The organism is Ensifer sp. 1H6, from assembly GCF_001976035.1.
Taxonomy (GTDB): domain Bacteria; phylum Pseudomonadota; class Alphaproteobacteria; order Rhizobiales; family Rhizobiaceae; genus Ensifer; species Ensifer canadensis.
Window position 1 is genome coordinate 63,931 of sequence record NZ_MOAI01000018.1, and the last position, 11,193, is coordinate 75,123.

Annotated in this window: 10 protein-coding genes and 1 pseudogene; 7 read left to right on the forward strand and 4 right to left on the reverse strand. The window is 61.8% G+C overall.

What is annotated here, in order from left to right:
* Positions 1-129 precede the first annotated feature (129 nt).
* From BKP54_RS20925 to BKP54_RS20955, 7 genes and pseudogenes are all read left to right on the forward strand, one after another.
* A complete protein-coding gene (locus tag BKP54_RS20925) occupies positions 130-1,170 on the forward strand; it encodes an ABC transporter substrate-binding protein (protein ID WP_084814792.1) in 1,041 nt (346 codons plus the stop codon).
* 13 nt (positions 1,171-1,183) lie between these two features.
* A complete protein-coding gene (locus tag BKP54_RS20930) occupies positions 1,184-2,416 on the forward strand; it encodes an acyl-CoA dehydrogenase family protein (protein ID WP_025430805.1) in 1,233 nt (410 codons plus the stop codon).
* 10 nt (positions 2,417-2,426) lie between these two features.
* Positions 2,427-3,461, forward strand: a complete 1,035-nt coding sequence (locus BKP54_RS20935) for an ABC transporter substrate-binding protein (RefSeq protein ID WP_084814793.1) — start codon at positions 2,427-2,429, stop codon at positions 3,459-3,461.
* Positions 3,458-4,336, forward strand: coding sequence for an NmrA family NAD(P)-binding protein (locus tag BKP54_RS20940; protein ID WP_084814794.1), 879 nt, complete (start codon positions 3,458-3,460; stop codon positions 4,334-4,336). The genes BKP54_RS20935 and BKP54_RS20940 overlap by 4 nt, the downstream gene beginning before the upstream one ends.
* A complete protein-coding gene (locus BKP54_RS20945) occupies positions 4,333-5,583 on the forward strand; it encodes an NAD(P)/FAD-dependent oxidoreductase (RefSeq protein ID WP_084814795.1) in 1,251 nt (416 codons plus the stop codon). The genes BKP54_RS20940 and BKP54_RS20945 overlap by 4 nt, the downstream gene beginning before the upstream one ends.
* Before the next feature lie 18 nt (positions 5,584-5,601).
* A complete protein-coding gene (locus BKP54_RS20950) occupies positions 5,602-6,252 on the forward strand; it encodes an NAD(P)-dependent oxidoreductase (protein ID WP_084814796.1) in 651 nt (216 codons plus the stop codon).
* 15 nt (positions 6,253-6,267) lie between these two features.
* Positions 6,268-7,568: pseudogene (locus BKP54_RS20955) on the forward strand (NtaA/DmoA family FMN-dependent monooxygenase).
* Positions 7,569-7,751: 183 nt separating this feature from the next.
* Here the strand turns inward: BKP54_RS20955 and BKP54_RS20960 are convergent.
* From BKP54_RS20960 to argH, 4 genes are all read right to left on the reverse strand, one after another.
* Complete coding sequence (locus BKP54_RS20960; protein WP_084814797.1) at positions 7,752-8,249, reverse strand: GNAT family N-acetyltransferase; 498 nt, start codon at positions 8,247-8,249, stop codon at positions 7,752-7,754.
* Positions 8,246-8,542: a DUF1778 domain-containing protein gene (locus BKP54_RS20965; RefSeq protein WP_084814834.1), complete on the reverse strand. Its 297-nt coding sequence runs from the start codon at positions 8,540-8,542 to the stop codon at positions 8,246-8,248. Before BKP54_RS20965 ends, BKP54_RS20960 begins: the two co-directional genes overlap by 4 nt.
* 247 nt (positions 8,543-8,789) lie before the next feature.
* Positions 8,790-9,707, reverse strand: a complete 918-nt coding sequence (locus BKP54_RS20970) for a LysR substrate-binding domain-containing protein (RefSeq protein ID WP_025430813.1) — start codon at positions 9,705-9,707, stop codon at positions 8,790-8,792.
* A gap of 73 nt (positions 9,708-9,780) precedes the next feature.
* Complete coding sequence (gene argH, locus BKP54_RS20975; RefSeq protein ID WP_084814798.1) at positions 9,781-11,169, reverse strand: argininosuccinate lyase; 1,389 nt, start codon at positions 11,167-11,169, stop codon at positions 9,781-9,783.
* Positions 11,170-11,193: the final 24 nt, after the last annotated feature.

Here is an 11,193-nt window from a genome sequence, read left to right on the forward strand (position 1 = left end):
CGCGCGAGCCGCACCATTTTTGGAATACAAATCCGAAATTAGTACGACCCTCGCAATGACCGACCAGGAAGACGCGCTCGAACGAAAAACGCTTCCCGGCACATCCCATCAAAGACAGCGGAGGATCCCGTGACACGCAAGAATGCCATCTCACAAATCTGGTACACCCGCTGCCCCGTGCCGACGCCAGTGGGGCTTGCCACCCAGCTTGGCCTCCTCGACACGGTATTTGCCGCCGAGGGCATCACGCTCAACTCCATTATTGACAGCAAGGATCGCTCCATCCGGTCCAGCCACTTCGATCACCATCTCGACTATTCGTTTCGCCATGGCGGCAATGTCCCGCCGATCCGCGCCCGCTCGGAAGGCAACCCGACGCGGCTCGTCGGCATCACCTGGACGGATGAGTTCCAGGCCATCATCACGCTGCCGGCGACCGGGATCAAAACGACACGCGACCTCGTCGGCCGGCGCTTCGGCATTGCGCGCCGTCCGCCAGGCATCGTCGACTTCATGGCCGCTACGGCGCTGAAAGGCCTTGTTTCCGCTCTTTCGCTCGAAGGGCTCGCACCCTCCGATGTCGAGATCGTCGATATCCCTCTTTCCGAAAGCGTGCTCGACGGTAGAGAGGGGCCGCAGCTCTACGGACTGCGAAACCGACAGGCCTATGGTCCGGAGATCGCCGCGCTGCTGCGTGGCGAGGTGGACGCCATCTATGTCAAAGGCACGCCCGGCATTGCGGTCGCCAATCTCTTCGCGGCCCACACGGTCGTGGAATTCGGCTTCCACCCCGACCCGAAGATCCGCATCAATTCCGGATCCCCACGGGTGCTGACCGTCGATGAACGGCTGGCGGAAGACCGCCCCGATCTCGTCGCCAAGCTGATCGCGACTTTGAAGCAGGCCGGTGCCTGGGCCGAAGAACATCCGGACGAGGTGCGCCGCTTCGTTGCCCGCGAAGTCGGCGCATCGGAAGAGGTCGTGGCTGCGGCCAATGGTCCTGATCTCCACAAACATCTCGGCATCGGCCTCGAACCGGAGCTTGTCGAGGCGATCGGGCACTACAAGGACTTCCTGCATGAATGGGGGTTCCTGGCCACGAACTTCGAGATCGACCAGTGGGTCGACCGCCGTCCCTGGGCAGAGCTAGAAACCCGCGCTGTCGCCTGAACGAGAGAAACCGATGACCGATCCCACACGTTTCGAGCCGGTGATTGCCAGGGCCGAAGAGCTCGGACAACGCTTCGCCCTGACAGCACGTCACTACGATGAAACCGGTGAATTCCCGTTCGCCAATTTCGACGCGCTCCATGAGGCGGGACTGCTAGGCCTGGTAACGGCGCCCGAGCACGGCGGTCTCGGTGGCGGACTGACGGAGGCGCTCTCTGTCATCTCGGCAATTGCCCGTGGTGAGCCCTCAACCGCTCTCGTCCTTTCGATGCACTACAACCAGCACTATTCGGTGCGCACCTCAGGCAAATGGCCGCTGCACCTTGTCGAGCGTGTTACCAGGGCCAACCGCGAGGGCGTGGCGCTGATCAATGCCGCGCAGGTGGAGCCACGCGTCGGTTCGCCGTCGCATGGGTCCTTGCCGGAAACGATTGCCCGACGCGTTGGGGATCAGTGGCGCATTACCGGCCACAAGACTTATGCCACCGGAATTCCGCTGCTGCGCTGGGTGTCGGTTCTTGCGGTGACCGACGAACCCGAACCGCGACTGGGCTCGTTCCTCGTGCCGACATCGGCCGACGGCATTCGCGTCGAAAAGACCTGGAACGCGACGGGCATGCGGGCAACCAACAGCGATGACCTGATCCTCGATGACGTCGCGATCCCGCTGGAGGATGTTCTCGACATCGCACCGGCGAGCGAGGGCCTGAAACGCGACGAGCGCATGGGCGCCTGGTACTTCAGTCTCGTCCCGGCGATCTATGACGGAGCCGCGCGCGGTGCACGCGACTGGCTGATCGACTTCACCACCTCGCGGGCGCCGGCAAGCCTCGGCGCGCCGCTTTCGACCGTTCCCCGCATCCAAGATGGTCTTGGGGAGATCGAGGTCTTGCTGACGGTCAACCGCAGGCTCCTGCGCTCCATCGCCGAAGATTTCGACAGCGGACGCGCCTTTGGCGCTGATGCCGCCGCGGTCAAACACACGGTGATCGCCAACGCAATCACGGTGACGACCCTTGCCCTTGAGCTTGGCGGCAATCCTGGCATCAGCCGTGACAATCCGCTGGAACGTCACCATCGTGACGCGCTCTCCGGCAAGGCGCACGCGCCGCAGAACAACCTCATTCGGACGATGCTCGCCAAAACCGCGTTCAGTCGGCATGCCGCTGCGCCTGCCGTCGCCATCGAGCCGGTACCCGTTCGGCCTCAACAGCAACCTCGTCTTGCCGTTGTCGGCGGCCGCTAGGAGTTCCGTGATGTCATCCCTCTCTTCCGTCTGGTACACGCGCTGCCCCGCCCCGACCCCACTGTCGATCGCCCATCAGCTCGGCTGGATCGACAAACAGTTTCAGAGCGCCGGCGTTGCCGTCCGCTCGATCCGCGACAGCAAAGACCCGTCGGTCCGCCAGAGCCATTTTACCCATGCGCTGGATTACTCGTTCCGGCAAGGCGGCAACATTCCACCCATCTGGGCGCGATCCGGCGGTCGTGAGACACGCGTCGTCGGCATCACCACAACCGACGAATTCCAGGCAATCATAGCGCTTCCAGGTTCCGGCATTGCTACAGCGGGTGACCTGAAAGGCCGCCGCATCGGTGTGCCGCGCCAGCCCAATTCCTACGTCGTCGACTTCCAGCGGGCCACCGCGTTGAAAGGCATCGTCTCGGCGCTTTCGCTCGACGGCCTCGATCCCCGCGATGTCGAACTCGTCTATCTCGACACCAACGAGGGCAACCTGATCGAACGCGGCAATGCCACCTTTCTGGGCTTGAAGCGCCGATACCCCTATGGCGACGAACTTTTGGCCCTGGCCGCGGGCAAGATCGACGCTTTTTTCGTCAAAGGTGCGGAAGGGATCGTGCTCGCCAATCAGATCGGCGTCGTGGTGGTGGCGGAATTCGGCTTCCATCCGGATCCGAAGATCCGCATCAACAATGGCACGCCAAGACCGCTGACAGTCGACGCCCGCATTCTTGACGAGTATTTCGACCTCGTTGTCGATTTGGTGTCGACCGTTGCCAGTGTCGGCGACTGGGCGGCTTCGAACCCGGATACGGCGGTTCGGTTCATCGCCAACGAGATCGGCGTGGGCGAGGACGCAGTCTGGGCGGCCAATGGCCCGGACGTCCATCGCCATCTCGGATTGGCACTGGACGAAGACCAGGTCGCCGCGTTCGATCACTTCAAGCGCTTCCTTCTCGATTGGGATTTCATCCCTGATGATTTCGATGTCTTCGGCTGGATCGACCGCCGACCACTGGAGGCCGCCTCGCAGCGGTCGGCCGCATGAGCGCCACGCCGATCCTCGTTACCGGCGCCACCGGCAAGCTCGGGCGTCTCGTTGTCGAACGACTGCTCGCGCACGGGCAACCGGTTCGCGTCTTTACCCGACGCCCGGAGACGGCACGTGCCCTGTTCGGCGAAGCTGTCCAGATTGCGGCCGGTGATTTTGGCGACCGCGCCGCACTCGACGCGGCCGTTCGAGGCGTTGGACGCCTCCTTCTGTTGTCCCCCATCAGCACGAGGCTCGTCACGGATCAGATCGCTGTCGCCGATGCTGCCGTCGCCGCAAACGTGGCCCGCATCGTCAAGATATCGGGCTCCGACTGGACGATCGAGCCGCCGGGGAATTCGATCTCCGGCGAAGCGCACGCGGCGGTGGAACGACACTTGAATGGCCTTCCGACCGAGGCCGTTTCGCTTCGTCCCAATGCCTGGATGCAGGTCTCGCTCGCCAACACCATCCGGCACGCCATCAAGAACAATCAGGTCGTCGCAGCCAACCTCGATGCCGGCATCGGCTACATCGACGCCCGTGACATTGCCGATGTTGCCGTGCACCAACTCCTGGCCGATCGCGTCCGGGGCCGCACGCTCAACCTCACCGGCTCGGACGTGGTCTCATTCCATCAGATTGCTTCTCTACTGGCGGCTGCGTTGAAACGGCCGGTTGCTGCACTCGAGAAGCCGCCCCAGACGGTTCCAAAAGATGGTGACTTCGAACATCGCGCCGTTGCGCAATTCGTAAGGTTGATCGCTGCCGGCCGCGCCGCGACGACGACCGACGTCGTTCCAACCCTGCTTGGCCGTTCGCCTCGTGCCGTCGCCGACTTCATCCACGAACAAGTGACCGCCGAAACTGCCGTCCCCGAGTACCAGCCATGACCATACCCTTCGTCGACGTTGCCATCATCGGTGGGGGACCGGGTGGTCTCGCACTGGCGCAAGGCCTGAAGAAGAACGGCATAGACACCGCCGTCTTCGAACGCGACCCGGTCCGGTCGGACTATGTGCAGGGTTTTCGCATGCGGATCCGGCAACGGGGTATCGACGCCCTTCAGGCGAACCTTCCCGCGCATCTCTTTCGAGCTTTCCTTGATACGCTTGGGCTTGCGCCAACGGAAAACCTTGTCCTCGACGAAACATTCCAAAGGCTGGAAAACGCAGGTCAGGGATCAGGCGAGCCCGAAGATACGCATATCGAGAAGTCGGTCAGCCGGATCACGCTCCGCCAGATCCTTCTGTCCGGTCTCTATGGCATCTTTCACACAGGCAAACGGTTCGAGCGCTACGAGCAGCTTGCCGACGGAACGGTGCTTGCGCATTTCGCCGACGGAACGGCCATACACACCAATCTGCTGGTCGGGGCCGACGGGGCGGGGTCGGCGGTACGTCGCCAACGTCTGCCTGACCTCCAAAGCATCGACACCGGCGTGCGGCGGCTGGCCGGCAAGATCACGATCGACGAGGCGGAACGACAGGCCATCTCGCCGCTTCTCACGGAGTTCAATACCAACATTCGCCCGCGCGACGGCCGCGGCCTAATGATCACCAGCCACCGGGTCGATCCATCCGTCTATGCCCGTTACGACTTTGTCAGTGCAGAAGACCCCGGCCACCGCGACATCCCCGGCTTCCACTTCAACAACTCGACCAGCTACACCTGGTGGAACACGGCCTACGATACCGACGAACTCGGGCCCGACGAGGTGCTTGAATCTCTCGACGGTGAGGCCCTGCTCGAAACGCTCCTTCAGCGCATCGGCCACTGGGACGAGCGCATCCTGAAGCTCATTCGCCACAGCGATCCGTCGACGGTCGCCTTCCTCAAGGTAAAGAGCTCCACGCCCGGCGCGGTCTGGCAAAGCGGTCCGGTGACGCTGCTCGGCGACGCCATCCACGCAATGACCTATTTCCGCGCGCTTGGCGGCAACACCGCCCTCTACGATGCCGGCTTGCTCGTTCGCGAGCTCGTGGCTGCACGGCGCCATGGCAAGCCGGCGCTTGCCGCCGTGAACGACTACGAAAACGCCATGCGCGAACACGGCTACGAAGCCGTGCGGTCGTCACTTTCAGCCATGCAGCGCAATGTCGGCGCCAATCGGCCGCTGAAGGCCATACCTGCCCTCTAGCATCAGGAAAGATTGATCATGCCCATCGTCGTCTTCGGCGCTTCCGGAAACATCGGCAGCAACATCTGCAAAGAGGCGTTGTCGCGCGGACACCGTGTGACCGCCGTGACCCGCTCCACCGCGCTTGAACCCGCCGAACGCCTGACGGCCCTGAAGGCAGATATCGCCGATCCGGAGGAGGTGGCAAAGATCGTTGCCGGTCACGACGCCGTCATCAGCGCCTATAGTCCCGGCCTGCGCCGCCATTCGGCGGAGGATGCCGCTGATCTCATCGAGAAAGCACATGCCTCCCTTTTCGAAGGCGTCAGACGCGCCGGTGTCCGCCGCATCATCGTCGTCGGCGGGGTCGGAAGCCTAGAGGCAAGCCCCGGAACCGACGTGGTCGACAGCGATTTTTATCCCGCGGACCACAAAGCCCATACCCTGCGCAACCGCGAGATCCTGCGCAGCCTGAAACGCGGCGAGCACGACCTTGACTGGACCTATGTTTCCCCGCCCTTGTCCATCAAGGCCGGGGAGAGGACCGGCCGTTTCAGGCTGGGCGAAGATGCACTGCTGCGCGACGATGCGGGCGAAAGCCGCATCTCCGAAGCCGACTTCGCCATCGCCATTCTCGATGAACTCGACAAGGGACAGTCCATTCGCCGCCGCTTCACTGCGGCCTATTGAAGGACTTTCGTTCGCATGCCCCGTACGCTCAACCTCAATGTCGGCATCAACACGACCGGCTATCTACCGGCCGCCTGGAAGTACCGCAGCGGCAACCGCCACGACATTTACGATCCCGGCTACTACAGACGCCTGACGGAACTCGCTCATCGCGGACTGTTCGACGCCGTGTTCTTCTCCGATCATCCGGCACTGATGACCGACCCGAACAGCCGGCCATTTCATACCATTGACCCGCTGATCCTCTGTACGGCGCTCGCCGCGCAGGTGCCTGACATCGGTTTTGTCGCGACGATGTCGTCGACCTACAATTCTCCCTACAATCTCGCCCGCCGGACCCAGTCGACCGACATCGTTTCCGGCGGCCGGCTGATTATCAACATCGTCTCCTCGTTCAACCCGAACGTGGCTGCCAATTTCGGCTCAGCACCGTTGCCTCCGCGCAGCGAGCGTTACGCCAAGGCCTCCGAATTCCTCGACGTCGCCAAGAAGCTCTGGGCAAGCTGGGATCCGGCCCGGGAAGGCCATGTGCCCGACGAACGTTTCTGGGATGCAACGAGCGCACAGACGATCGACCATGAGGGCGATCATTTCACGGTCAAGGGACCGTTGAACGTTCCCCGCGGCCCGCAAGGCCATCCGGTGATCGCGCAGGCAGGCGCTTCCGAGGGCGGCATCGAGCTCGCGGCCCGCCACGGCGAGATCATCTATTGCAACATCCTCTCCCGCCCGGCCGGCCAGGCTTCGGCAAGAAGGTCAGGGATCGCGCCGCAGCCCTCGGCCGCGACCCCAAGGGCATCCGGATCGTGCCCGGAGTGGTGGTGATCCTCGGCGAGACGAAAGAAGAAGCGTGGCGCAAGCACGAACTCTTCAGCGGCGCCGGCTCGGAGGACGGTCTGATCGCGCGGTTCGTCAAGGAAAACGGCATCGATCCCGCCGGTTTCGATCCGGATGAGGTGCTCAACGCCGATCGCTTCATCCCGGATCCCAACCGTCTACAGGCGGTCGGGATGGGCTTGGGGCTTTCCGATCTGCTGACGCATGAAAAACTGACGGCAAGACAGGTGGTGCGCCGCTCCGAGGGTCATCATCGCCTGCTACTTGGGACTGCAGAAGAGGTGGCGGATGCGCTTATCGATTTGTGGGACGACGGCACCGTCGACGGCTACACGCTTCAGCCGCCACGAGCACCCGACGATATCGAGGAATTCGTGAAGAAGGTCGTCCCGATCCTTCAGGACCGCGGTGTGTATCGCAACCGCTACGAAGAGCGAACTGTGAGGGAGCGCTACGGTTTGCCTTTTCCGGCAGATTGAAGAGCCACGCCTTCGACCTCCCCATCTTCGCGGCCGCCCCCGCGTCATCGCACCGCTCTTTCGGCGAGAGCAATCCGTTCCGGTCGATACCTTATGCGATTCCAGAAGCACAGACGTGAACATGCGTGACCAACAGGCACGCGCTGACTTCTGCTCTGGGGCAAATTTGTTCCCAAGCTACGGTTAGAAGTTCAGCGCGCTTTTGAGATCATGCAACCCGACCACCAGCATCATGGGGTCCGATGGCGAAGGCAGGAAGCCAACCGCCTCATAGAAGGCCTGCGCGCTATCGGAAATCGCATGCACCAGCACGCCGCGGATTCCCAGGATTTCTGCAGCATTGAGCAGGCGTAAACCTGCGTCGCGCACCAATGCTCTGCCGATACCGCGCCCCTGATAGGCCCCATCAATGGCGAGGCGGCCGAGCACGGCAACTGGAATTGGATCTGGCATGTTGCGCCGAAAACGGCCAGGTGCTTCCGGCTGCTTCACCGCGCCGGAGGCGAGTGCGTAATAGGCAACGACGCGGTTTCCCTCACACACGACGAACGTTCGCGATGCGCCGCCTATCTGATTGGTACGGGCGCGGCGACGCAGCCAGTCGTCCAGTTCGGGCACGCCGGAATTAAAATCGGCCAGTTCATGGTGGTCGGCCAGTGGTGTCGGTGCACTGAGAGTCACGCCTCATCCCACGGTGCTTTGGTCGACATAGTGCGCTTCAGGCGCTCATTAGGTTGCACGGATGCATCGAGCCGGGCAAGGTACTCGGCATAGATTTCGGGGCTGACCGTGAACACGGAACGCTCTAGCAGCACTTCCTCAGCGCGGCGCTCGGAAGCCTCAAGCATGAAATCCGTGCGCGTCTTACCAAGCAGCTCGGCGGCGCGGTCGATCAAGTTGCGTGTCGCAGGCTTGATGCGCATATTTAGTGGCACACTTGCGTCCGGACTTTTACTCGTGTGGGTGGTAGGCATGGGAAACTCCTGTCTGCCCTCATTAGATAGCGTAACGACATCATCTTTACAAGAGTCCGTAAAGATGATGTCGTTACAAATTCCGACCCAGGCTTCAGCCGCGTTAGGTTCATTGCACGCTATTCGAACCGCTGAGAGCAGCGCTACCCTCACGTAGGTCGTTCCTAGCACATTGATTTCGTTAGAAACTGACCGATTTTCCATTGGATATTGAGCTCGATGGCGCAGACGAACAACTGCGACGCAATTACGATCTAGGCGACGCGGTCTCCGGACACGATTCTGACAGCCACTCCACCAGATCCGCCACTTTCCTGCGGGCTTCGGCTTGAGCGGGATAGATGGCATAGTAGCCGTAGCCGCTGTCGATGATGCGCGGGAACGGCCTTACCAGTTCCCCGCTCTGCAAGTCTTGTCTTGCGAGATAAAGGTCGCCCATCGTGACGCCGTAGCCGCTTGCGGCTGCCGTCATGGCAAAATCCTGCGTATCGAAGATCTGGTTGCGGGCCGCACGAAAATCGTAGGCGCCCTCCGCCTGCAGCCACAACGTCCAGTCGCTTTGACGCGGGTTGGAGTGCAACAGTACGCAGGACGAGAGGTTATCGAGCGTCGACGGATCGCCGAGCGTTCCGGCCATGGTGGGTGCACACATCGGCGTCAGTTTTTCCGGAAGCAGCAGAAAAACGTCCATACCGGGCCAATGACCATTACCGTAGGTGATCAACAGATCGATGTCACCGACCGTGAAAGTCGGGCGGGCAAACCAAGCCGTGTCGATCGTGATATTCAGATCTTCATGCCGACTTTGCAATTCCGGCAGCCGCGGCAGAAGCCACCGCCGGGCAAAGGTCGGGGGCATCCTGATAGTGAGCGACCTGCTCTTCGTTCGCGTCGCCTCGAACGAGTTTCGCAACGAGACGAGCAACCCGTTGACTATCGGCATGATTGCCGCCCCCTGCTCGGTGATGACCACCTTGCGCGTGTGGCGCTCAAACAGACTGCAGCCGAAATAGTGCTCAAGCTGCTGGATCTGGCGGCTGATCGCACTCTGGCTCAAGTTGAGTTCGGTGGCGGCAGCCGTGAAGCTGCCGGTTTCCGCAACGATCGAAAACGTCTGGAGCGTCTGCAATGGCGGCAAGCGATTTTGTTCGAAAACCGGCTTCAAAGGGCTCCTCCGCAATGGCAACCGTAGCATTTAAACAGTCGCCACCTCGGCGGTAAAGCGCTGAATGGCTCGATCAGGCGAGAAGCGAACGAAGTTCGGCGATGGCGCTCCTTACCTGCTCGGGCGCGGTCCCGCCCGGATGATTGCGGCTGGCAACGGAGCCCTCGACGGTCAGCACTTCATAGACATCCGCGCCGATGACAGGGGCATGGGCCTGCATCTCGACAAGCGGCAGGTCGGAAAGCGTTGCAAGGTCCTTTTCGCGAGCAGCGCCGACGATTGTCGCTACAGCATGATGGGCATCGCGAAACGGCAGGCCGGCACGCACGAGATAGTCGGCGAGATCCGTCGCTGTCGAATAACCCTGTTCAGCCGCCGCCAGCATCTTCCGGTCGCGCACCTTGATCGTCGGGAGCATCTGGGTAGTCACCGTGACGGCGCCCCGCACATTCTCCAACGTATCGGTCAGCGGCGGCTTCGATTCCTGCTGGTCCTTGTTGAAGGCCAGCGGCTGCGCCTTCATCAACGCCGCCGAAGTCGCGAGGTTGCCGATGACCCGCGCCGCCTTGCCGCGGACCAATTCGGCAAGATCAGGATTGCGTTTTTGCGGCATGATCGAGGAGCCGGTGCAGAACTGGTCGCCGACTTCGATGAAGTCGAACATCGGTGTGCACCAAAGGATGACTTCTTCGCAAAAGCGAGAGAGATGTCCGAGGATCAAGGCGCCGGCGGCGCAGATGTCGACGACATAATCCCTATCGGAAACGGCATCGAGCGAGTTGCGGAAGGCGCGGGCAAAACCGAGTTCCGCAGCGCTATAGGCCGGATCGATCGGATAACCCGTGCCGGCAAGCGCTGCCGCGCCGAGCGGAGAGACGTTGAGCCGCTCGCGAGCCTGTTTCACCCTTTCGATGTCGCGCAAGAACATCTCAGCATAGGCCATCATATGGTGACCGAATGTGACGGGCTGTGCGACCTGCAGATGGGTAAAACCAGGCATGATCGTATCGGCATGCTCGTCAGCAAGATCGACAAACGACAGCACCAGCGCCATCAGCTCAGATGCAAGCGCGTCCAACTCGGCACGGGCATAGAGGCGAATATCCGTTGCCACCTGATCGTTGCGGGAGCGCGCCGTGTGCAGCTTCTTGCCGGCGTCGCCGACGAGTGCGGTCAGGCGATTTTCGACATTCATGTGAACATCTTCGAGCTCCTTTTTCCAGGCGAAGGTGCCGGAGCGCATCTCCGCGGCGATCTGATCGAGCCCGCCCTGGATCTGCCCGTTTTCCTCTGCCGTCAGAATCCCCGCGCGCGTCAGCATGCTGGCGTGGACCTTGGAGCCGGCGACGTCGTAAAGTGCGATGCGCTTGTCCTGGTCGAGGCATTCGTGAAAATCGCGGAAGTCCGTGGAAACGGCTTCCTTGAAAAGCGGCGACCAAGTCGCGTGTGCCTGTGCTGTCATCTGATCCTCTCAGCATTTTCTAGG